The following is a 23,084-nucleotide window of genomic DNA, read 5'->3' on the forward strand; positions in this document are numbered from 1 at the left end:
CGGACTTTTGCGTAATTCGTTCGAACCCCTCGGATTAGACTGCACTCCAATGCACACTGACCGAGGAGTTTTTTATGGGCCTGCTGATTGAAGGACGCTGGCACGACCAGTGGTACGAAAGCAGCAAAGACGGCGCCTTCCAGCGCGAACAGGCGCAACGCCGCAACTGGGTGACCGCTGACGGCAAACCAGGCCCTAGCGGCGAAGGCGGTTTTCGCGCGGAAGCCGGCCGTTATCATCTGTACGTATCCCTGGCCTGCCCCTGGGCGCACCGCACGCTGATCCTGCGCAAGCTCAAGGGTTTGGAAAGCCTAGTCGACGTGTCGGTGGTCAGCTGGCTGATGCTGGAACAGGGCTGGACTTTCGACCGGGCCCTGGGCTCCAGCGGCGACCAGTTGGACCACCTGGATTTCCTCCACCAACGCTACACCGCCGATACCCGCGACTACACCGGCCGCGTCACCGTGCCCGTGCTCTGGGACAAGCAGCAGAAACGCATCGTCAGCAACGAGTCGGCGGAAATCATCCGCATGTTCAACAGCGCCTTCGATGACCTGAGCGGTAACGGCCTGGACTTCTATCCGGAGCCGCTACGCGGTGAAATCGACGAACTGAACGCGCGTATCTACCCCGCGGTGAACAATGGTGTGTATCGCGCCGGCTTCGCCACTTCGCAGCAAGCCTACGAAGCAGCCTTCGACGATCTGTTCGCCGAACTCGACTGGCTGGAACGGCGCCTGGGCGGCCAACGCTACCTGGCCGGCGAATACCTGACGGAAGCGGACATCCGCCTGTTCACCACGCTGATTCGCTTCGACGCGGTGTATTACGGTCACTTCAAGTGCAACCTGCGGCGGATCGCCGACTATCCGAACCTGTCGAGCTGGCTGCGCGAGCTGTACCAATGGCCGGGGATCGGCGAAACCGTGGACTTTGCCCATATCAAGGGGCACTACTACGCCAGTCATCGCACCATCAACCCGACCGGCATCGTGCCGAAAGGGCCGGCGCAGGACTTCGATGCGGCGCATGATCGCGAGCGTTTGAGCGGGCGTGGGGTTTGGCAAGGCAACAAGAAATAACTCAGGAGAGCGATCGTTCTTGAGATCGCTATCGCGGGCAAGCCTCGCTCCTACAGAAGAGATTTTCTGTGTAGGAGTGAGATTGCCAGCGATGCTTTTTCAGACCTGCGACTGCGCGCCTTCGAACCAGGCGAGCTTCTCGCGAAGCTGCACCACTTCGCCGACGATCACCAGGGTCGGCGCATGCACTTCATGCTCCGCCACCAGCTTCGGCAGATCCGCCAGGGTGCCGGTGAACACTCGCTGGTTGGCGGTCGTGCCCTGCTGGATCAAGGCGGCCGGCGTATCCGCCGAACGGCCATGCTGGATCAGTTGCTCGCAGATCACCGGCAAGCCCACCAGGCCCATATAGAACACCAGGGTCTGTGCAGGCGCGACCAGGTCGGCCCAGGGCAGATCGGTGGTGCCATCCTTCAGATGCCCGGTGACGAAACGCACGGACTGCGCATAGTCACGGTGGGTCAAAGGAATGCCGGCATAGGCCGCGCAGCCACTGGCCGCGGTAATCCCCGGCACCACCTGGAACGGAATGCCATGGGCCGCCAGCTCTTCGATCTCTTCGCCGCCACGGCCGAAGATGAACGGATCGCCACCCTTCAGACGCAGCACGCGCTTGCCCTGTTTGGCCAGGTCCACCAATTGCTGGTTGATCTGTTCCTGGGGCAAGGCGTGATCAGCGCGGCGCTTGCCGACATACACCCGCTCGGCATCGCGCCGGCACAGCTCGAGAATCGCCGGAGCTACGAGGCGATCGTAGAGCACCACATCGGCTTGCTGCATCAGGCGCAAGGCGCGGAAGGTCAGCAGATCCGGATCGCCCGGCCCTGCCCCCACCAGATACACCTCGCCCGGCGCATGGGGCGCTTCGCCGGCGATCTTGGCCTGCAGCAAGCGCTCGGCCTCCTCGCCCTGCCCGGCCAGCTGCCGGTCGGCGATCGGTCCCTGGAACACGTCTTCCCAGAAAGCACGACGCTGCTGCACGTCCGGAAACAGGCCTTTGACCTGATTGCGAAAACGCGCGGCCAGGCCGGCCAGCTGACCGTAGGTCGAGGGAATCCAGGTTTCCAGCTTGGCCCGGATCAGGCGCGCCAGCACCGGTGCATCGCCGCCACTGGAGACGGCGATCACCAGTGGCGAACGGTCGACGATCGCCGGGAAGATCACGCTGCACAGGGCCGGCGCGTCCACCACATTGACCGGCACGCAGCGCCGATGAGCATCGGCGGAGACCTGGGCATTGAGCGGTTCGTCGTCGGTGGCGGCGATGATCAGCCCGCAGCCGTCCAGGTCCGCCTCGACATAACCGCGCGACAGGCATTCGCCGCCGCTGGCCGTGACCAGCTCGCGCAACTGGGGTTCCACTTCAGGTGCAACTACCCGCAGCAGCGCACCGGCGTCGGCCAGCAGGCGGGATTTGCGCAAGGCAATCTCCCCGCCGCCGACCACCAACACACGACTGCCGCGCAGGTTATGAAACAGCGGCAGAAATTCCATTTAGCCGATGACCTCGAGGCCGCCCATGTAAGGCTTGAGCACCTCAGGCACACGGATCGAACCGTCGGCCTGCTGGTAGTTCTCCAGCACCGCCACCAGGGTACGACCGACCGCCAGGCCGGAACCGTTCAGGGTATGCACCAGTTCCGGCTTGCCGGTTTCCGGATTGCGGAAGCGCGCCTGCATGCGACGGGCCTGGAAGTCGCCGCAGTTGGAGCACGACGAAATCTCGCGGTACTTGTCCTGGCTCGGGATCCACACCTCCAGGTCATAGGTCTTGACCGCGCTGAAGCCCATGTCGCCGGTGCACAGCGCCAGGGTGCGGTAAGGCAGCTCCAGCAGTTGCAGGACTTTCTCGGCGTTGGCGGTCAGGCCTTCCAGGGCTTCCATGGAAGTCGATGGCTCGACGATCTGGACCATCTCGACCTTGTCGAACTGGTGCTGGCGGATCATGCCGCGGGTGTCGCGGCCCGACGAACCGGCTTCGCTGCGGAAGCACGGGGTGTGGGCGACGAACTTGATCGGCAGTTGCTTCGGATCGAGGATCTCGCCGGCCACGATATTGGTCAGCGACACTTCGGCGGTCGGGATCAGGTACAGATCGGCTTCGTTTTCACGACTGATCTTGAACAGGTCTTCTTCGAACTTCGGCAACTGGCCGGTACCCACCAATGCCGGTGCCTGCACCAGGTAAGGGGTGTAGGCCTCTTCGTAACCGTGTTCGCTGGTGTGCAGGTTGATCATGAACTGCGCCAGGGCGCGGTGCAGACGGGCGATCGGCCCGCGCAGCAGGGCAAAACGCGCGCCCGACAGCTTGGCCGCGGTCTCGAAGTCCAGCCAGCCGTGTTTTTCGCCCAGGGCGACGTGGTCCAGGATCGGGAAGTCGAACGCCGTCGGCGTGCCCCAGCGGCGCACTTCGACGTTGCCCTCTTCGTCGTCGCCAACCGGTACCGATTCGTGGGGCAGGTTCGGGATGCCCTGCAGGATCGAGTCCAGCTCGGTTTGAATGGCGTCCAGCTCAACCTTGCCGACTGCCAACTCGCCCGCCATGCGCTCGACGTCGGCCATCAGCGGCGCGATGTCTTCGCCGCGCTGCTTGGCCTGACCGATGGACTTGGAGCGCGCGTTACGTTCGGCCTGCAGTTGTTCGGTGCGGGTCTGGACGGTCTTGCGCTGTTCTTCCAGCGCTTCGATGCGTGCTACATCCAGGGCAAAGCCACGGGATGCCAGGCGGTCCGCTACGTCCTGAAGGTTGCTACGTAACAGTTTGGAATCGAGCATGTCGGTCTCTCGTTTATCAAAGTTTGGTCAGGGACAGGCCGGCCCAGGTCGCGAGCAGCCCGCCGAATACGCTGATGGCCGCATAGCCCAGGGCCAGCGGAATCTGTCCACTTTCCAGCAGACGCACCGTATCCAGTGAAAAGGATGAAAAAGTCGTCAGGCCGCCAAGGAAGCCCACCATCAACCCGGCGCGCACCTCGATGGGCACCTCCGGGCGTATCAGAAACAGGCCGTACAGCACGCCGATCAGCAGGCAGCCCACGATATTAACGGCCAGCGTCGCGGTATAGAAGTGCCGCGGCCAATTGGCGCTGATCCAGTTACCGGTGGCAAAGCGCAACAGGGTTCCGGCAATACCACCCACCGAGACGGCAAGGATCAACGGGATCACGGTTTTCTCCGCTGCTTGGGGCTGGCCCGGTCAAGCTCCGCCAGGTGCTTGAGCTTCTCGCCGATCTTCAGCTCCAGGCCACGGGGCACGGGTTGATAGAAGGGTTGCGGCTCCAGCGCCTCGGGAAAGTAGTCTTCGCCGGCCGCGTAGGCATCCGGCTCATCATGGGCATAACGATATTCGTCGCCGTAGCCCAGTTGCTTCATCAGCTTGGTCGGCGCATTGCGCAGGTGCAGCGGCACTTCCAGCGACCCATGTTCGGCAGCGCTGCGCATGGCGGCCTTGAAGCCCATGTACACGGCGTTGCTTTTCGGCGCGCAGGCCAGGTAGGTGATGGCCTGGGCCACCGCCAGCTCGCCTTCGGGGCTGCCAAGGCGCTCCTGCACGTCCCAGGCCGCCAGGCACAGGCTCAATGCCCGTGGATCGGCGTTGCCGATGTCTTCGCTGGCCATGCGCACCACGCGCCGCGCCAGGTACAGCGGGTCGCAACCACCGTCGAGCATCCGCGCGAACCAGTACAGGGCACCGTCCGGGTTGGAACCACGGACCGACTTGTGCAGCGCCGATATCTGGTCATAGAAGGCTTCGCCGCCCTTGTCGAAACGCCGGCGGGTATCGCCCAGCAGGCTTTGCAGCAACTCGACACCGATTTGCGTGCCGTCTTCGGCGAGATCGGAGGCGTTCTCCAGCAGGTTGAGCAGGCGCCGGCCATCGCCGTCCGCCGCCGCCAGGAGCATCTGGAAGCCTTCGTCGCTGAGGCTCAGCTGGCGCTTGCCCAGCCCGCGTTCCTCAGTCAAGGCCCGCTGTACCAGCTTGTGCAGCGCCGCCTCGTCGAGGCTCTTGAGCACATACACCCGGGCCCGGGACAACAGGGCGTTGTTCAGCTCGAAGGACGGGTTCTCGGTGGTCGCACCGATGAAAATCAGGGTGCCGTCTTCGACATAGGGCAGGAAGGCATCCTGCTGCGACTTGTTGAAACGGTGCACTTCGTCGACGAACAGGATGGTCCGGCGCCCGTACTGGGCCGCCTGCTGCTTGGCGATTTCCACCGCCTGGCGGATCTCCTTGACCCCGGCCAGTACCGCTGAGACCGTTTCGAAGTGCGCATCCGAGACTTTCGCCAGGAGCCGCGCCAGGGTGGTCTTGCCCACGCCCGGCGGCCCCCAGAAGATCATCGAGTGCAAGGCACCCTGCTCCAGCGCTTCGCGCAGAGGCTTGCCGCGGGCGAGCACATGTTCCTGACCGACGTACTCGTCCAGGTTGGCCGGGCGCAGGCGCGCGGCCAGGGGTTGGGCGATCGGGTCACTGCGAAACAGATCCATGGCGGACGATTGAAACCTCTTGGCGGCGACTTATTCTTGGATCACGTCGGCACCCTTGGGGATGTCGAACTTGAACTTGGAAGCAGCGATCGGTTCGTTGGCCTTGACCCCGGTGAACAGGATATTGGTGCGCTGGCCAACGCTGTCGATCAGTTGCATGTCATTCACCAGGCCGTTACGGAACGACAGGCGCAGGCTGTCGAACAGGGTGTCCTTGGTTTTCGGCTTGAGAATGAAGTCCACCACACCACCGGCCTCCTTGGCGCTGATGTCGAAGCTTTCGCTGATTTTCGACACATCGCCCGACAACAACAAGGCTGGGGTCTGGGTCAGGCGCTGGTCCAGGGTCTTGATGGTGACCTGCTCCAGGTCCGGGTCCCACAGGGAAACCTTCTTGCCGTCGGAGACCATCAGTTGCTCCTGCGGCGCATCGGTGTGCCAGTAGAACAGGCCCGGGCGCTTCAGCGCCATGTCGCCAGCGGTTTCCTGCAGCTGGGTGCCGCTGCCGTCGAGGGTCAGTTGCGAGAAACGCGCAGTCAGGGTCTGGGACTTTTCGAGCAACTGGGTCAGGCGCGCCACGTCTTTCTGATCGGCATGGGCCGACAGCGTCGTTAAAGCCAGTACCGGTACCAGCAACATGCGGATAAGACGCATGGGAGTCCTCATTAGATTCGTGGAAAAAACCGGCGGCGCTGGGGCGCGCCGCCCGTGTCGGGTCATTAGTCGCGCATCGGACCCGGCGCTATCACTTCGCGCGAGCCGTTGGTGTTCATGGCGGTCACCACACCGGCCATTTCCATGGCTTCGATCATGCGGGCCGCACGGTTGTAGCCGATCTTGAGCTTGCGCTGAACCGCGGAGATCGATGCCCGGCGGCTCTCGAGGACGAACTGCACCGCTTCGTCGTACAGCGCGTCGGTCTCGGCGTCGTCACCGTCACCACCGCCGCTGCCGCCGTCGAAGCCGCTACCGGCTTCTTCGACACCGTTGAGGATGTCGTCGTTGTACTCCGGCGCGCCACGCAGTTTCCAGGCCTCCACCACACGGTGCACCTCATCGTCGGAGACGAAGGCGCCATGGACACGGATCGGCAGGCTGGTGCCCGGCGGCATATAGAGCATGTCACCGTGACCCAGCAGCTGTTCGGCGCCGCCCTGGTCGATGATGGTCCGCGAGTCGATCTTGCTCGATACCTGGAACGCCATGCGGGTCGGGATGTTGGCCTTGATCAGGCCGGTGATCACGTCCACCGACGGACGCTGGGTCGCCAGGATCAGGTGGATCCCCGCGGCACGGGCTTTCTGGGCGATCCGCGCGATCAGTTCTTCGACCTTCTTGCCGACGATCATCATCATGTCGGCGAATTCATCGACCACCACGACGATGGTCGGCAGCTTGGTCAGCAGCGGCGCTTCGTCGTGAATGCTTTCGCGGTTGTACAGTGGGTCGGTCAGCGGCGTACCGGCTTCGATCGCCTCTTTAACCTTGGCGTTGAAGCCCGACAGGTTACGCACGCCCATCTTCGCCATCAGCTTGTAGCGCCGCTCCATCTCGGCCACGCTCCAGCGCAGGGCGTTGGCGGCGTCCTTCATGTCGGTCACCACCGGGCACAGCAGGTGCGGGATGCCTTCGTAGATCGACAGCTCGAGCATTTTCGGGTCGATCATGATCAGCTTGGCGTCTTCCGGGCCGGACTTGAACAGGATCGACAGGATCATCGCGTTCACACCCACCGACTTACCGGAACCGGTGGTACCGGCCACCAGCAGGTGAGGCATCTTGGCCAGGTCGGTGATGATCGGCTTGCCGCCGATATCGTGGCCCAGGGCCAGAGTGACCGGGGATTTGAAGTTGTCGTATTCCGGGGTCGACAGCACTTCGGAGAAGCGCACGATCTGCCGGTCTTCGTTGGGAATCTCGATACCCACGGTGGTCTTGCCGGGAATCACTTCCACTACCCGCACGCTGGTCACCGCCAACGAACGCGCCAGGTCCTTGGCCAGGTTGGCGATACGGCTGACTTTCACACCGGCGGCCGGCTGGATTTCGTAACGGGTAATCACCGGGCCCGGATGGATGGAGTCCACCGACACCTCGACCCCGAACTCCTTGAGCTTGATTTCCAGCAGATGGCCGACAGCGGCCAGCGACTCGGGGGAGTAGTTGAGTTGTTTCTTTTCCGCCGGATCGAGAATAGAGATAGGCGGCAAGGTGCCTTCAACCGCGCTGTCGATGAACAGCGGGACCTGTTTCTCTTTCTGCACGCGTTTGCTTGGCTCGGGCGCTTTGACCGGGGCCGGGGCAATCACCGGCGGGACCTGTTTCTCACGGTCGGACATGTGCTTGCTCAGGGCCTGCTCGCGCTCGATCAGGCGCTCCTTGACCTTGGCCTGCTCACGCTTGTCGGTCACGGTCGGAGCGACCACTTCATCGACCCGGGCATCCACTTCCCGCAACTGGGCGACCAGTTGCTTACGCTCGGTCCGGGCTGCCCACCAGCGGTTGGCGGCGCCCTGGAACAGTTCGAACAGGTCGAGGGTGATCTTGCCGGTCACATCCATGACCTTGAACCAGGAAAGATCGGTAAAAACGGTCAGGCCGAACAGGAACAGCGCGATAAACATCAGGGTACTGCCCTGGATATTCAGCGCGTTCTTGGCCAGGTCGCCCAGGCTTTCACCCAGCGCCCCGCCCGCGCCAGCCGGCAGGCCAGTCGCCGCGTGGAAATGGATATGCGCCAACGCGGCACCGGACAGCACCAGGAACACCAGGCCGATCAAACGCCAGGAAAACAGCCAGCCGCTCCACTGCCACGGCTCATGGCGCTGACGGAAGATCTGATAAGTCTTGATCGCCAATAACAACGGGAAGATATAGGCGAAGTAACCCAACACCATAAACAGGATATCGGCGCTGTAAGAGCCAGCAGGACCACCGAAGTTCTGTACATCTTCGATCTTGCTGTTATGACTCCAGCCCGGATCGTCCTTGCCATATGTCAGCAATGCCATCATCAGGAACAGGCACAAGGCCCCAATGGCGATCAACGCACCTTCCTTGAGCCGGTAGTGCAATTGCTGGCGCCAGAGTGGGACTACTGTTTTAGGTGCTGCGGTGGATTTCTTCAAAACGCGTCTTTTCCTGCGCCATGGGCGCGTCCAACTGTTGATCGACTAAAAATACTGCCCAATCCAGGCAGGTAAAAAAGTTGACGAGCGTAACTGGGGCTACTTTTAACATTCTGCCCACGCATTGCGAAACTGTAAGAGCTGCCGCGTGCAATGCCGATGTATTCCATATAAGGATACAAACCCGCATTGTACGGGTTTGTAAGCGCCGTGCCACGCTGCTCAGTACTGGGTGTAGCATAAGTCAGGAACACTTTACGCAGTATTCAATTTGAGCATGCATTCTCTTTTGTGACAAAGGCTTATGAGGTGTTTTTATGACCGAAGCGAAGCATTCACGCCTGATCATTCTGGGCTCCGGCCCTGCCGGTTACAGCGCTGCCGTTTATGCCGCCCGCGCCAACCTCAAACCGACCGTCATCACCGGCCTGCAAGCGGGCGGTCAACTGACCACCACCGTCGAGGTCGACAATTGGCCTGGCGATGTCGAAGGCCTGACCGGCCCGGTGCTGATGGAGCGCATGCAAAAACACGCTGAACGCTTTGACACCGAGATCGTCTACGACCACATCCATACCGCGGAGTTGCAGCAGCAACCCTTTATCCTCAAGGGCGACAGCGGCACCTACAGCTGCGACGCACTGATCATCGCCACGGGTGCATCGGCTCAGTACCTGGGCCTGCCCTCCGAAGAAGCCTTCGCCGGCAAGGGTGTATCCGCCTGCGCTACCTGTGACGGCTTTTTCTATCGCAATCAAGTAGTTGCCGTAATCGGTGGCGGCAACACCGCCGTGGAGGAAGCCCTGTACCTCTCCAACATCGCCAAAGAGGTTCACCTGGTGCACCGGCGCGACAAGCTGCGCGCGGAGAAAATCCTCCAGGACAAGCTGTTCGACAAAGCCGCCAAGGGCAATATCCGCCTGCACTGGAACCAGAATCTCGATGAGGTGCTGGGCGATGCCAGCGGCGTCACCGGCGCCCGACTGCGTGACAGCCTGACCGGAGAAACCCAGGAACTCGCACTGGCCGGCGTATTCATCGCCATCGGTCACAAGCCCAATACGGATCTGTTCAAGGGCCAGTTGGAAATGCGCGATGGCTATCTGCTGGTCAAGGGTGGCAGCGAAGGCGACGCCACGGCCACCGGCATCCCGGGCGTGTTCGCCGCGGGCGATGTGGCCGACCATGTGTACCGCCAGGCCGTCACTTCCGCGGGCGCGGGCTGCATGGCGGCTCTGGATGCAGAGAAATTCCTCGACGACAACTAACCTCCCGACCTACGCTTGCGGCGGGCCTTGCAGGCCCGCCACCGCCCTCCCCTTCCGCAAGTCTGAATGCCATGCTGACCTGGTTACAACGCAACACCTTCGACTTTCCCCCACTGGAAAAGGCCCTGCGCGATCCCAACGGCCTGTTGGCCGCCGGCGGCGACCTGTCGGCCGACCGGCTGATCCAGGCCTATCGCCACGGATGCTTTCCCTGGTTTTCCGAAGGCCAGCCCATCCTCTGGTGGTCACCCGACCCACGCACAGTGTTATTTCCAGACGAACTGCATGTATCCCGCAGCCTGGGCAAGCTGCTGCGCCAGCAACGCTACCAGGTCACCTTCGATCAGGATTTTGCCGCGGTCATCAGCGCCTGCGCGGCGCCACGCCCTTATGCCGACGGCACCTGGATCACCGAATCGATGCAGGATGCCTACCTTGAACTGCACAAGCGCGGTTATGCCCATTCGGTCGAAGTCTGGGATCAGGGTTTGCTGGTGGGCGGGCTGTATGGGCTAGCAATGGGCCAGCTGTTTTTCGGCGAATCGATGTTCAGTCGGGCCGACAATGCGTCGAAATTCGGCTTCGTCACGCTGGTCCAACATTTACGGGCATGGGGCTTCGCCCTGATCGACTGCCAGATGCCCACCGACCACTTGCACAGCCTGGGCGCCCGCGCCATCCCCCGCCAGGAGTTCGCCGGCTATCTGCGGCGCCATCTGGACCAGCCCAGCCGCGCCATATGGGTTTCCTAGGCGGGTTTTGCCGGTGTGGCTTACACTTAATTCAAAGCTAATCCCGAGGGTTGATTCATGACCGAGTTGGCGCGTTTGAAGTTTTATGCCACTCAGCCCCACTCTTGCAGCTACCTGCCCGAAGAACAGGCGACCACGCTGTTCCTCGATCCTAGTCAGCCCATGGATGTGCATGTCTACGCAGATCTGTCGGAAATGGGCTTTCGCCGCAGTGGCGACCACCTGTACCGGCCGCATTGCCAAAACTGCAATGCCTGTGTTCCGGCACGCATTCCTGCCGCGCAGTTTGTACCCAATCGTCAGCAAAAACGTATTCTCAAACGCAATGCCGACCTGAAAGTCCAGCCTGTCAAACCGGGGTTCAGCGAAGAGTATTTCGACCTTTATCAGCGTTATATCGAGCAACGCCACGCCGATGGCGACATGTACCCACCCAGCCGCGATCAGTTCTCGACCTTTCTGGTTCGCGACCTGCCCTTCTCCAGGTTCTACGAGTTCCGCCTCGATGGGCGCCTGCTCGCCGTGGCCGTCACCGATCTGCTGCCCAATGGCCTTTCCGCGGTCTACACCTTCTACGAACCCGATGAAGAGCGCCGCAGCCTCGGCCGCTACGCCATTCTGTGGCAGATCGGCGAAGCCTTGCGCCTGGGCCTGGACGCGGTCTACCTCGGATACTGGATCAAGAACTGCAAAAAGATGAACTACAAGACCCAATATCGGCCCATTGAGCTGCTGATTAACCAGAGATGGGTCATCCTGAACTAGAAGCCCTTGGCTTGAACCCCACTTTTCGGGCACAATGCACGCCGCTTTTGCCTGGCGCAGTTGCACCGGGCCATTCATTGGACACCGAGGGCTTTACTGCATGTCGAAAGAAGACAGCTTCGAAATGGAAGGCACTGTCGTCGACACCCTGCCCAACACCATGTTTCGTGTGGAGTTGGAAAATGGGCACGTCGTAACCGCGCATATCTCCGGCAAGATGCGCAAGAACTACATTCGTATTCTTACCGGTGACAAAGTGCGCGTCGAACTGACGCCCTATGACTTGAGCAAAGGGCGCATCACTTACCGCGCTCGCTAAGCAAGTCAATACAAGACGCCCGGCCCATGCCGGGCGTTTTTGTTTGCCTGCGATTTACTCTGCCTGCCTACAGAACAGATATAAAAAAGGCGCCTTGCGGCGCCTTTTTTTATTGCGGCCGGTCAGGCCATTTCTGCGGTGGTCTCGAACTCGAAGGTCAGCTCGCCATCCTTGATGTCGATGTGTACCACACCGCCATGTTCGGCCAGTTCGCCAAAGAGTATCTCCTCCGCCAGCGGACGCTTGATCTTGTCCTGGATCAGGCGCGCCATCGGGCGAGCGCCCATGGTCACATCGTAACCACCAGCCGCCAGCCAGCTGCGGGCCGCATCGGTGACTTCCAACTGAACGCGCTTGTCCTCCAGCTGCGCCTGCAGTTCGGTAAGGAACTTGTCCACCACGCTCTTGATAACCTCATGACTGAGGCGACCAAATTGGATAATGGTGTCCAGACGGTTACGGAATTCCGGCGTGAAGCTCTTCTTGATCACTTCCATGGCATCGGAAGAGTGATCCTGATGAGTGAACCCGATGGAAGCCCGCGCCGCGGTCTCGGCACCTGCGTTGGTGGTCATGATCACGATCACGTTGCGGAAATCCGCCTTACGCCCGTTGTTATCGGTCAAGGTACCGTGGTCCATCACCTGCAGCAGCAGGTTGAAGACTTCCGGGTGGGCCTTTTCGATTTCATCGAGCAGCAATACGCAGTGAGGCTGCTTGGTAATCGCTTCGGTCAGCAAACCGCCCTGGTCGAAACCGACATAACCTGGAGGCGCACCGATCAGGCGCGATACGGTGTGACGCTCCATGTACTCGGACATGTCGAAACGCACCAGTTCGATACCCAGCGCCTTGGCCAACTGCCGCGCAGCTTCGGTCTTACCGACACCGGTAGGCCCGGCGAACAGGAACGAACCGACGGGCTTGTCTGGCGATTTCAGGCCGGCACGGGACAGTTTGATCGCGGTCGACAGCGAGTCGATCGCCGCATCCTGGCCGAACACCGTCAACTTCAGGTCGCGCTCGAGGTTACGCAGCAGCTCCTTGTCGGAACTGGTGACGTGTTTCGGTGGAATCCGCGCGATTTTCGCCACGATATCCTCGACCTGAGCGACCTCTATGCGTTTTACGCGCTTGTCGACAGGCTGCAGACGCTGATAGGCGCCCGCCTCGTCGATCACGTCGATCGCCTTGTCGGGCATATGCCGGTCATTGATATAACGCGACGCCAGTTCGGCGGCGGCGCGCAATGCCTCATCGCTGTATTCGATGCTGTGGTGCAGCTCGAAACGCCCCTTGAGGCCGCGCAGGATACCGATGGTGTCCTCTACCGAAGGCTCGGATACATCGACCTTCTGGAAACGGCGAGCCAAGGCCCGGTCCTTCTCGAAAATCCCACGGAATTCCTGGAAGGTGGTCGAACCGATGCAACGGATGTCACCCGAAGAAAGCAGCGGCTTGAGCAGGTTCGAGGCATCCATCACCCCACCGGACGCCGCACCGGCGCCAATGATGGTGTGAATCTCGTCGATGAACAGGATCGCCTGCGGACGTTTCTTCAACTCGCCCAGCAACGCCTTGAAGCGCTTCTCGAAATCACCGCGGTATTTGGTACCCGCCAGCAACGCGCCGAGATCCAGGGAGTACACCACGCTACTGGCCAACAGGTCAGGCACCTGACTGTCGACGATGCGCTTGGCCAGACCTTCGGCGATGGCCGTTTTACCGACTCCGGCCTCGCCCACCAGCAGCGGATTGTTCTTGCGCCGGCGCGCAAGAATCTGCGCCACACGCTCGACTTCCTGCTCACGCCCGACCAACGGGTCGATACGCCCCTGGCGCGCCAGCTCATTGAGATTGCTGGCATAAGCATCCAGCGGATTACCTGAAGAGGAAGACTCACCGCCTTCATCGTCCTGCATATCCTGCTCACCTTCGGAATGATCGCCATGCCCCGGCACTTTGGAGATGCCATGGGCGATGTAGTTGACGACATCGATGCGGGCAACGCTCTGCTGTTTCAGCAGGAACACCGCCTGACTCTCTTGCTCACTGAAGATCGCAACCAGCACATTGGCGCCGGTCACTTCGCGCTTGCCCGAGCTCTGCACATGAAAGACAGCACGTTGCAGCACACGCTGGAAGCCCAGGGTTGGCTGGGTTTCGCGATCCTCGTCGTGCACAGGAATCAGCGGCGTGGTGGAGTCGATGAACTCCTGCAGGTCGTGCTTGAGTTTGTCGAGGTTTGCTCCGCAGGCACGCAAAACGGTGGCGGCGGCCTCATTATCCAAAAGAGCCAACAAGAGGTGCTCGACGGTCATGAACTCATGACGCTTCGAACGAGCCTCTTTGAAGGCGAGATTGAGGGTGACTTCGAGCTCGCGGTTTAACATAGCTTCACCTCATACCCAAGTGGTCGGCGTTAACCGTCCTTCTCGATTTCACAGAGTAGCGGATGCTGGCTTTCCCTGGCGTACTGGTTGACCTGCATGGCCTTGGTCTCGGCGATGTCGCGGGTAAACAATCCACATACTGCCCGTCCTTCTGTATGAACGGCCAGCATTACCTTGGTCGCCAGCTCGCGATTCAGGTTAAAAAACACCTCGAGCACTTCGACGACGAAATCCATCGGTGTGTAGTCATCATTGAACAAAACCACCTTGTACATCGGCGGAGCCTGCAACGTCGGCTTAGCTTCCTGTACAGCCAAGCCAGCGGAATCGTCGTCTTGGAAATCCGGGCGATCCTGATTGAATGTTAGTCGAATCTGGCTGATTGCATGCATGGAAAGAAAGGTTCGTTAGTTGAGCAAATACAGTGGTGGGGGCACTCCAGGGGGATTTCAACTCCGACCGCCGGGTCACCTTGACTATCGGCAAAACGGTGTTACAACCAATAGAGCCCACATTGGGTAATAAAGGTCCGTACCGTCAATCCTATATTTTCGGATTCCGGTACGGATGAACTGGATGATACTCCAGTGATGGAGTCTGTTGCAGAGGGATATGAGCATGGCAAGCGGCAAGGTCAAGTGGTTCAACAACGCCAAGGGTTATGGCTTCATTAATGAGGAGGGTAAAAGCGACGACCTTTTCGCCCACTACTCGGCCATCGAGATGGAAGGCTACAAAACCTTGAAAGCCGGCCAGGCCGTGAGCTTTGAGATCACTCAAGGACCCAAGGGCCTGCACGCCGTGAAAATCCAATCCATCAAGACCCAGAACACCCCCGCCGCAGCCCCCTCCTACCAGGAAACGGCCCTGAGCTGAAAATCTTCAGCATCCAGTCATAAAAAACAGTCATAAAAAAACGGCCGACTCAATCGATTGAGCCGGCCGTTTCATTTGGAGCGTGTCAATTTACATGTGAGAAATCAGCGCATCGCCGAACGCCGAAGACGACAACAGCGTGGCGCCTTCCATCAGGCGCTCGAAGTCATAGGTCACGGTCTTGGCACCAATGGCGCCGTTGGTGCCCTTGATGATCAGGTCGGCCGCTTCAGTCCAGCCCATGTGACGCAGCATCATTTCCGCGGACAGGATCAGCGAACCCGGGTTCACCTGGTCCTTGCCCGCGTACTTCGGCGCCGTACCGTGGGTCGCCTCGAACATGGCCACGGTGTCGGACAGGTTGGCGCCCGGAGCGATGCCGATCCCGCCCACTTCAGCCGCCAGAGCGTCGGACAGGTAGTCACCATTCAGGTTGAGGGTCGCGATCACGTCATATTCGGCCGGACGCAGCAGGATCTGCTGGAGCATCGCATCGGCGATGGCGTCCTTGACGATCACGTTCTTGCCGGTTTTCGGGTTCTTGAACTGCATCCACGGGCCGCCATCGAGCAGCGTCGCTCCGAACTCTTGCGCCGCCACTTCATAGGCCCACTCTTTGAAGGCACCTTCGGTGAACTTCATGATGTTGCCTTTATGCACGATGGTCAGCGAATCGCGGTCGTTGTCGACCACATATTGCAGCGCTTTGCGCGCCAGACGCTTGGTGCCCTGCAGGGAAACCGGCTTGACGCCGATACCGCAGTTTTCGTCGAAACGGATCTTGGTGACGCCCATTTCTTCTTTGAGGAACTTGATGACCTTGGTGGCTTCGGCGGAGCCGGCCTTCCATTCGATACCGGCGTAAATGTCTTCCGAGTTCTCACGGAAAATGGTCATGTCGACATCGCCAGGCTTCTTCACCGGGCTCGGCACGCCTTCGAACCAGCGCACTGGGCGCAGGCACACATACAGGTCAAGCTGTTGACGCAGGGCCACGTTCAGGGAACGGATACCACCACCTACCGGAGTGGTCAGCGGGCCCTTGATGGAAACCACGTAATCCTTGACTGCGTCCAGGGTTTCCTGAGGGAGCCAGGTGTCCTGGTCGTACACTTGAGTTGCTTTCTCGCCGGCATAGACTTCCATCCAGGAGATTTTGCGCTCGCCGCCGTAGGCCTTCTTAACAGCAGCATCGACAACCTTGATCATGACCGGGCTGATATCAACGCCAATACCATCGCCTTCGATGAAAGGGATAATCGGGTTGTTAGGAACATTGAGAGAATGGTCTGCGTTGACGGTGATTTTGTCGCCGACTGCTGGAACCTGAATCTTCTTGTATCCCATGCTGAACTCCGTTGTGTGGATTGAACATCTGGCTGCGTTCGAGCGTACCCCAGTTGAATCTGGACGGGAACCTCATGTTCCGCTCATCTACCGTGAAGGCTGCGCAGTTCGTGGCCTACAAGCCTGAAAGCAAAGGGAAAAGCGCCAAACTTGAGCACGGTGGAGGACTCTACGCCGCCACCCCGCCTGCGACCTTTAGACCAATGGACGAGATCGGTTGCATATGAACCGTCGGCGTTTTGCCAGCTACCTATGTATAATGCCGCCGCTGACCACAGAGTCACGACGGCTGAGCGCTCTGCTACTGGAAAAAAGGAGCCGAGACTTTCCGCCCAAAGCCGGGTTGTTACCGCAGCCCACCCGCTTGACGCTCGACTGATGCACCCAACATCACCGCGAAGAAACCTCGACATTCGGTTCACGGATGACTTTGAACGAACGCGCTTACCCGGCGCCCCCTCGAGTTTCTGCGCACGCTTTAGCAAAGAAGAGAGTTAATCCGAATATGCCCACCCGCTCGAAGATCATCTATACCTTCACCGACGAAGCCCCCGCCCTCGCCACCTACTCGCTGCTCCCTATCGTCGAAGCCTTCACCGCTTCCGCTGATATTGCCGTGGAAACCCGCGACATCTCTCTCGCAGGGCGTATTCTTGCCAGCTTCCCGGAGCTGCTGGGCGACAAAGCCGTACCGGACCACCTGGCCGAGCTGGGCGACCTGGCCGTAACGCCTGAAGCCAACATCATCAAGCTGCCGAACATCAGTGCTTCGGCACCGCAGCTTCAAGCCGCGATCAAAGAACTGCAAGCCAAGGGCTACGCCCTGCCGGACTACCCGGAAACCGTGACCAGCGACGCCGACAAAGACACCAAGGCGCGCTACGACAAGGTCAAGGGCAGCGCCGTGAACCCGGTCCTGCGTGAAGGCAACTCCGACCGCCGCGCTCCGCTGTCGGTCAAGAACTACGCGCGCAAGCACCCGCACAAAATGGGCGCCTGGGCCAAAGACTCCAAGTCCCACGTTGCTCACATGAGCCAGGGCGATTTCTACGGCAGCGAAAAAGCCGCCCTGATCGACGCCCAGGACACCGTGAAGATCGAGCTGATCGCTCAAGACGGTAGCGCTACCGTCCTGAAGGAAAAAACCGCCGTACAAGCCGGCGAGATCCTCGATTGCGCAGTCATGAGCAAAAAGGCCCTGCGGGCTTTCGTTGCCGCCGAGATCGAAGACGCCAAGAAGCAAGGCGTACTGCTGTCGGTGCACCTGAAAGCCACCATGATGAAGGTTTCCGACCCGATCATGTTCGGCCAGATCGTTGCCGAGTTCTATCAGGACGCCCTGAGCAAGCACGCTGATGTGCTGAGCCAGATCGGCTTCAACCTGAACAACGGCATCGGCGACCTGTACGCCCGCATCAAGGCCCTGCCCGCGGAGCAGCAAGCGCAGATCGAAGCCGACATCCAGGCCGTCTACGCCGTGCGCCCTGCCCTGGCCATGGTCAACTCCGACAAAGGCATCACCAACCTGCACGTGCCGAGCGACGTGATCGTCGACGCCTCGATGCCAGCCATGATCCGTGACTCCGGCAAGATGTGGGGCACCGACGGCCAGTTGCACGACACCAAGGCACTGATCCCGGATCGCTGCTACGCCACCATCTACCAGGCCGTGATCGAAGACTGCAAGGCCAACGGCGCCTTCGACCCGACCACCATGGGCAGCGTGCCGAACGTTGGCCTGATGGCGAAGAAAGCCGAAGAGTACGGCTCCCACGACAAGACCTTCCAGATCAAGGCTGACGGCGTCGTTCGCGTTACCGACAGCAAGGGCAACCTGCTGCTGGAACAGGCCGTCGAAGCCGGCGACATCTTCCGCATGTGCCAGACCAAGGACGCGCCGATCCAGGATTGGGTCAAACTGGCCGTCAACCGCGCCCGCGCCAGCAGCACGCCAGCGATTTTCTGGCTGGACCCGATGCGCGCCCACGACGGCGTGATGATCGAGAAGGTCCAGGCTTACCTGAAGGATCACGACACCGCCGGCCTGGACATCCGCGTGATGTCGCCAGTCGATGCCATGAAGTTCACCCTGGCCCGCACCCGCGAAGGCAAGGACACCATCTCCGTCACCGGCAACGTGCTGCGCGACTACCTGACCGACCTGTTCCCGATCATGGAACTGGGCACCAGCGCCAAGATGCTGTCGATCGTGCCGCTGATGAACGGTGGCGGCCTGTTCGAAACCGGCGCCGGCGGTTCGGCTCCGAAGCATGTACAACAGCTGCTGGAAGAGAACTTCCTGCGCTGGGATTCCCTGGGTGAGTTCCTGGCCCTGGCCGCTTCCCTGGAGCACCTGGGCAACACTTACAACAACCCGAAAGCACTGGTACTGGCCAAGACCCTCGACCAGGCAACCGGTCAGTTCCTGGACAACAACAAGTCGCCATCGCGCAAAGTCGGCAACATCGACAACCGCGGCAGCCACTTCTACCTGGCGCTGTACTGGGCCCAGGCCCTGGCCGCCCAGACTGAAGATACCGCCCTGCAAGCGCAGTTCAGCCCCCTGGCCAAGACCCTGACCGAGAACGAGGCGACCATCGTCGCCGAACTCAACGGCGTTCAAGGCAAGCCAGTGGACATCGGTGGCTACTACAGCGCCAACCCTGAGCTGGTGAGCAAGGCCATGCGCCCAAGCGCCACCCTCAACGCGGCTATTGCTGCGCTGGTTTAAGCAACACCGCTGTCATACAAACCCCGGCCAGGTGCCGGGGTTTGTGCTTTTTGGACAACACCTGTAGGACTGGCGTTCGCCTTATGATGTCCACCCACTCAAGACGGAGCTTTATATATGGAATGGCAACCCCACATCACCGTCGCCACCATCGTTGAGGATCAGGGGCGCTTCCTGTTCGTCGAGGAGTTCCAGGGCGAGCAGGCGGTGTTCAACCAGCCCGCCGGGCATCTGGACCCGGACGAAAGCCTGCTCCAGGCGGCCATTCGCGAAACCCTGGAAGAAACCGGCTGGGACATCGAGCTGACCGGCGTGGTCGGCATCTACCTGTACACCGCCCCCAGCAATGGCGTGACCTACCAACGCGTCTGCTTTGCCGGCAAACCGCTCAGGCACCACCCTGACTATCAATTGGACGACGGCATCATCGGCCCGCGCTGGCTGAGCCGCGATGAACTGCTGGCCTTGCGCCCGCAATGGCGCAGCGAGCTGATTATCCGCTGTGTCGACGACTATCTGGCCGGGCAACTGCACAGCCTCGAACTGATCCGTCCGTCGCTTTAACCGCAGTTTTAGCCTTGCAGGCCTCAGCCTGTTAGAATCGCGTCCTTTTTCAAGACACCCGTTGAATTCCTATGCGTGATCCAGCCCCTTCTGACACCCAAAAGAAGCGCGTCATCGTCGGCATGTCCGGCGGCGTGGACTCTTCCGTTTCCGCCCTCCTGCTGATGGAGCAGGGTTACCAGGTGGAAGGCCTGTTCATGAAGAACTGGGAGGAAGACGACGGAACCGAGTACTGCACCGCCATGGACGACCTCGCGGACGCCCAGGCCGTGTGCGACAAGATCGGCATCAAGCTGCACACCGCCAACTTCGCCGCCGAGTACTGGGACAATGTGTTCGAGCACTTCCTGGCCGAATACAAGGCCGGCCGCACGCCAAACCCGGACATCCTGTGCAACCGTGAAATCAAGTTCAAGGCGTTCCTCGACTACGCCATGATGCTCGGCGCCGACCTGATCGCCACCGGCCACTATGTGCGCCGCCGCGACATCGACGGGCGCACCGAACTGCTCAAGGGCCTGGATCCGAACAAGGATCAGAGTTACTTCCTGCACGCCGTCGGCGGCGAACAGATCGCCAAGACCCTGTTCCCGGTCGGCGAGCTGGAAAAGCCCGAAGTCCGCGCGATCGCCGAGAAACACGACCTGGCCACCGCCAAGAAGAAGGACTCCACCGGTATCTGCTTTATCGGTGAACGACGCTTCAGCGACTTCCTCAAGCAATACCTGCCGGCCCAGCCCGGCGAGATCAAGACCACCGAAGGTGAAGTGATCGGCCGCCACCACGGCCTGATGTACCACACCATCGGCCAGCGCCAGGGCCTGGGCATCGGTGGCCTCAAGGACGCCGGCGATGAGCCGTGGTACGTGCTGATCAAGGACCTGGAACACAACGAGCTGATCGTTGGCCAGGGCAACGACCACCCGTGGCTGTTCTCCCGCGCCCTGCTCGCCTCCGACATCTATTGGGTCAACCCGATCGACCTGAGCCAGCCGCGCCGCCTCACCGCGAAAGTGCGCTACCGCCAGAGCGACCAGCCTTGCACTCTGGAAAAGACCGCCAGCGGCTACCGTGCCACCTTCGATGACCCGCAACGCGCGGTCACCCCCGGCCAATCCGTAGTCTTCTATGACGGCGAAATCTGTCTGGGCGGCGGCGTGATCGAAGTCGCAGAGCCCTGGAGCAGCAAGGCATGAGCCCGACCCAGGAGCAACTGACGGCATTGGGCGGCGTGTTTCTCGCCGCCGTGCTGGTGGACAAGATCGCCAAGACCGGCCAGGTCACCGAAGCAGCCTTGAGTTGCATGCTTGGCAGCCTGCTGATCCGCGACCCGAAAGACACCTTGGAAGTCTACGGTGGCGACGACATCAACCTGCGTGAAGGTTATCGCGCCCTGATCGGCGCCCTGGAACGCGACCCCAGCACCCTGCAGCGCGAACCATTGCGCTACGCCCTGTCGATGCTCGGCCTGGAACGCCAGCTGGCCAAGCGCGACGACCTGCTGGAAATCATCGGCAAGCGCCTGCCGCAGATTCAGTCCCAGGTCGAACATTTCGGCCCGGCCCACGAAAACGTGGTTGCCGCTTGCGGTTCGCTGTATCAGGACACCCTGAGCACCTTGCGCCAGCGGATCCAGGTGCATGGCGACATGCGCAACCTGCAGCAACCGAGCAATGCCTCGAAGATCCGCGCCCTGCTGCTGGCCGGCATTCGTTCGGCGCGGCTGTGGCGCCAACTGGGCGGCCATCGCTGGCAGCTGGTGATCAGCCGCCGCAAACTGCTCAAAGAGCTTTATCCGCTGATGCGCAGCAGCTGAACTGCGCCCGCAAGACCTTTTGTAGTCAGTAACGCGTAAGACGCTGGTCAGTTGGCAACGGACCGGCGGATATTTTCATGTATGATACGCGCCCCATTTCGTTGCCCGACTGTCCGAGAACACCCCATGCAGCTCTCTTCGCTCACTGCGGTTTCCCCTGTTGACGGCCGCTACGCCGGCAAAACCCAGGCCCTGCGCCCCATTTTCAGCGAATACGGCCTGATCCGTGCTCGCGTCCTGGTCGAGGTGCGCTGGCTCCAGCGCCTGGCCGCCCATTCCGCCATCAGCGAAGTGCCGGCGTTCTCCGCCGAAGCCAACGCCGTGCTGAACACCCTGGCGGAAAACTTCTCTCTGGAGCACGCCGAGCGTGTCAAAGAGATCGAACGCACCACCAACCACGACGTCAAGGCCATCGAGTATCTGCTCAAGGAACAGGCCGCCAAGCTGCCTGAACTGGCCAACGTCAGCGAATTCATCCACTTCGCCTGCACCAGCGAGGACATCAACAACCTGTCCCACGCCCTGATGCTGCGCGAAGGCCGCGACGAAGTGATGCTGCCGCTGATGCGCCAGACCGCCGGGGCTATCCGCGAACTGGCACTGCGCTTCGCCGACGTGCCGATGCTGTCACGTACCCACGGCCAGCCGGCCTCGCCGACCACCCTGGGCAAAGAACTGGCGAACGTGGTGTACCGCCTGGAGCGCCAGATCGCCCAGGTCGCCGCCGTGCCACTGCTGGGCAAGATCAACGGTGCCGTGGGCAACTACAACGCACACCTGTCGGCCTACCCGGAAATCGACTGGGAAGCCAACGCCCGCGCCTTCATCGAAGACGAGCTGGGCCTGAGCTTCAACCCGTACACCACGCAGATCGAGCCGCACGACTACATCGCCGAGTTGTTCGACGCCATCGCGCGCTTCAACACCATCCTGATCGACTTCGATCGCGATATCTGGGGTTACATCTCCCTGGGCTACTTCAAGCAGCGCACCATCGCCGGCGAAATCGGTTCCTCGACCATGCCGCACAAGGTCAACCCGATCGACTTCGAAAACTCCGAAGGCAACCTGGGTATCGCCAACGCGCTGTTCCAGCACCTGGCGAGCAAACTGCCGATCTCCCGCTGGCAGCGCGACCTGACCGACTCCACCGTCCTGCGTAACCTGGGCGTCGGTTTCGCCCACAGCGTGATCGCTTACGAAGCCAGCCTCAAAGGCATCAGCAAGCTGGAGCTCAACGCCCAGAAAATCGCCGAAGACCTGGACGCCTGCTGGGAAGTCCTGGCCGAGCCGATCCAGACCGTGATGCGCCGCTACAACATCGAAAATCCGTACGAAAAACTCAAGGAACTGACGCGCGGCAAGGGCATCAGCCCTGAAGCACTGCAGACCTTCATCGACGCGTTGGAAATGCCCGAAGCGGCCAAGGCCGAGCTGAAAAAGCTCACCCCGGCCAGCTACATCGGCAATGCCGCGGCGCAAGCCAAACGCATCTGATCGATGGCAAGACCTTTGACGCCCGGCAGCGCCGGGCGTTTTTATTCCCGTATGAAAA

20 protein-coding genes are annotated in these 23,084 nt (G+C 60.8%); 11 read left to right on the forward strand and 9 right to left on the reverse strand.

Going from position 1 to position 23,084, the window contains the following annotated elements; genetic code table 11:
- Nucleotides 1-74: 74 nt before the first annotated feature.
- A complete protein-coding gene (locus C4K27_RS19730) occupies nt 75-1,082 on the forward strand; it encodes a glutathione S-transferase family protein (RefSeq protein ID WP_053261835.1) in 1,008 nt (335 codons plus the stop codon).
- Nucleotides 1,083-1,181: 99 nt separating this feature from the next.
- Here the strand turns inward: C4K27_RS19730 and cysG are convergent, their stop codons facing one another.
- The 6 genes from cysG to ftsK all read right to left on the reverse strand — a co-directional run bounded on the left by cysG (nt 1,182) and on the right by ftsK (nt 8,698).
- Nucleotides 1,182-2,576 carry a siroheme synthase CysG gene (cysG, locus tag C4K27_RS19735; RefSeq protein WP_053261836.1) on the reverse strand — a complete coding sequence of 465 codons (1,395 nt, stop codon included), beginning with the start codon at nt 2,574-2,576 and terminating at the stop codon, nt 1,182-1,184.
- A complete protein-coding gene (serS, locus tag C4K27_RS19740; RefSeq protein ID WP_053261837.1) occupies nt 2,577-3,857 on the reverse strand; it encodes a serine--tRNA ligase in 1,281 nt (426 codons plus the stop codon).
- A gap of 16 nt (nt 3,858-3,873) precedes the next feature.
- The gene (gene crcB / locus C4K27_RS19745) at nt 3,874-4,248 is read right to left on the reverse strand and encodes a fluoride efflux transporter CrcB (protein WP_007929222.1); all 375 of its coding nucleotides are present in this window, start codon (nt 4,246-4,248) and stop codon (nt 3,874-3,876) included.
- A complete protein-coding gene (locus C4K27_RS19750; protein ID WP_009044577.1) occupies nt 4,245-5,570 on the reverse strand; it encodes a replication-associated recombination protein A in 1,326 nt (441 codons plus the stop codon). The genes crcB and C4K27_RS19750 overlap by 4 nt, the downstream gene beginning before the upstream one ends.
- A gap of 30 nt (nt 5,571-5,600) precedes the next feature.
- On the reverse strand, nt 5,601-6,224 hold the full coding sequence (gene lolA / locus C4K27_RS19755; protein ID WP_007929220.1) for an outer membrane lipoprotein periplasmic chaperone LolA: 624 nt from the start codon (nt 6,222-6,224) through the stop codon (nt 5,601-5,603).
- 65 nt (nt 6,225-6,289) lie between these two features.
- A complete protein-coding gene (gene ftsK / locus C4K27_RS19760) occupies nt 6,290-8,698 on the reverse strand; it encodes a DNA translocase FtsK (RefSeq protein WP_009044578.1) in 2,409 nt (802 codons plus the stop codon).
- A gap of 317 nt (nt 8,699-9,015) precedes the next feature.
- On the opposite strand from ftsK, the gene trxB reads away from it, so the two are divergent.
- From trxB to infA, 4 genes are all read left to right on the forward strand, one after another.
- Nucleotides 9,016-9,966 carry a thioredoxin-disulfide reductase gene (gene trxB / locus C4K27_RS19765; RefSeq protein WP_053261838.1) on the forward strand — a complete coding sequence of 317 codons (951 nt, stop codon included), beginning with the start codon at nt 9,016-9,018 and terminating at the stop codon, nt 9,964-9,966.
- A 71-nt stretch (nt 9,967-10,037) separates the two neighbouring features.
- Nucleotides 10,038-10,718, forward strand: coding sequence for a leucyl/phenylalanyl-tRNA--protein transferase (gene aat, locus C4K27_RS19770; protein ID WP_053261839.1), 681 nt, complete (start codon nt 10,038-10,040; stop codon nt 10,716-10,718).
- A gap of 57 nt (nt 10,719-10,775) precedes the next feature.
- The gene (locus C4K27_RS19775) at nt 10,776-11,483 is read left to right on the forward strand and encodes an arginyltransferase (RefSeq protein ID WP_007929216.1); all 708 of its coding nucleotides are present in this window, start codon (nt 10,776-10,778) and stop codon (nt 11,481-11,483) included.
- Nucleotides 11,484-11,583: 100 nt separating this feature from the next.
- Nucleotides 11,584-11,802 (forward strand): translation initiation factor IF-1, encoded by a 219-nt coding sequence (gene infA, locus C4K27_RS19780; RefSeq protein ID WP_002553999.1) that lies wholly within the window; start codon nt 11,584-11,586, stop codon nt 11,800-11,802.
- 122 nt (nt 11,803-11,924) lie between these two features.
- On the opposite strand, the gene clpA is transcribed toward infA, so the two are convergent.
- Entirely contained in the window at nt 11,925-14,195 is a 2,271-nt protein-coding gene (gene clpA, locus C4K27_RS19785; RefSeq protein WP_007929214.1) for an ATP-dependent Clp protease ATP-binding subunit ClpA, read from the reverse strand.
- Between the two features lie 29 nt (nt 14,196-14,224).
- Nucleotides 14,225-14,587, reverse strand: a complete 363-nt coding sequence (gene clpS / locus C4K27_RS19790) for an ATP-dependent Clp protease adapter ClpS (RefSeq protein ID WP_009044582.1) — start codon at nt 14,585-14,587, stop codon at nt 14,225-14,227.
- 226 nt (nt 14,588-14,813) lie between these two features.
- On the opposite strand from clpS, the gene cspD reads away from it, so the two are divergent.
- Nucleotides 14,814-15,071, forward strand: a complete 258-nt coding sequence (gene cspD / locus C4K27_RS19795) for a cold shock domain-containing protein CspD (RefSeq protein WP_009044583.1) — start codon at nt 14,814-14,816, stop codon at nt 15,069-15,071.
- A 90-nt stretch (nt 15,072-15,161) separates the two neighbouring features.
- Here cspD and icd read toward each other — a convergent pair whose 3' ends face one another.
- Complete coding sequence (gene icd / locus C4K27_RS19800; RefSeq protein ID WP_053261840.1) at nt 15,162-16,418, reverse strand: NADP-dependent isocitrate dehydrogenase; 1,257 nt, start codon at nt 16,416-16,418, stop codon at nt 15,162-15,164.
- Between the two features lie 505 nt (nt 16,419-16,923).
- On the opposite strand from icd, the gene C4K27_RS19810 reads away from it, so the two are divergent.
- From C4K27_RS19810 to purB, 5 genes are all read left to right on the forward strand, one after another.
- The gene (locus tag C4K27_RS19810) at nt 16,924-19,149 is read left to right on the forward strand and encodes an NADP-dependent isocitrate dehydrogenase (protein WP_053261841.1); all 2,226 of its coding nucleotides are present in this window, start codon (nt 16,924-16,926) and stop codon (nt 19,147-19,149) included.
- Between the two features lie 117 nt (nt 19,150-19,266).
- The gene (locus C4K27_RS19815) at nt 19,267-19,713 is read left to right on the forward strand and encodes an NUDIX hydrolase (protein ID WP_053261842.1); all 447 of its coding nucleotides are present in this window, start codon (nt 19,267-19,269) and stop codon (nt 19,711-19,713) included.
- 71 nt (nt 19,714-19,784) lie between these two features.
- Nucleotides 19,785-20,909: a tRNA 2-thiouridine(34) synthase MnmA gene (mnmA, locus tag C4K27_RS19820; protein WP_009044586.1), complete on the forward strand. Its 1,125-nt coding sequence runs from the start codon at nt 19,785-19,787 to the stop codon at nt 20,907-20,909.
- A complete protein-coding gene (gene hflD / locus C4K27_RS19825) occupies nt 20,906-21,529 on the forward strand; it encodes a high frequency lysogenization protein HflD (protein ID WP_007929193.1) in 624 nt (207 codons plus the stop codon). Before mnmA ends, hflD begins: the two co-directional genes overlap by 4 nt.
- 126 nt (nt 21,530-21,655) lie before the next feature.
- Nucleotides 21,656-23,026: an adenylosuccinate lyase gene (gene purB, locus C4K27_RS19830; protein ID WP_007929192.1), complete on the forward strand. Its 1,371-nt coding sequence runs from the start codon at nt 21,656-21,658 to the stop codon at nt 23,024-23,026.
- The last annotated feature ends 58 nt before the right edge of the window (nt 23,027-23,084 follow it).

The organism is Pseudomonas chlororaphis subsp. chlororaphis (genome assembly GCF_003945765.1).
In the GTDB taxonomy this organism is placed as follows: domain Bacteria; phylum Pseudomonadota; class Gammaproteobacteria; order Pseudomonadales; family Pseudomonadaceae; genus Aquipseudomonas; species Aquipseudomonas chlororaphis.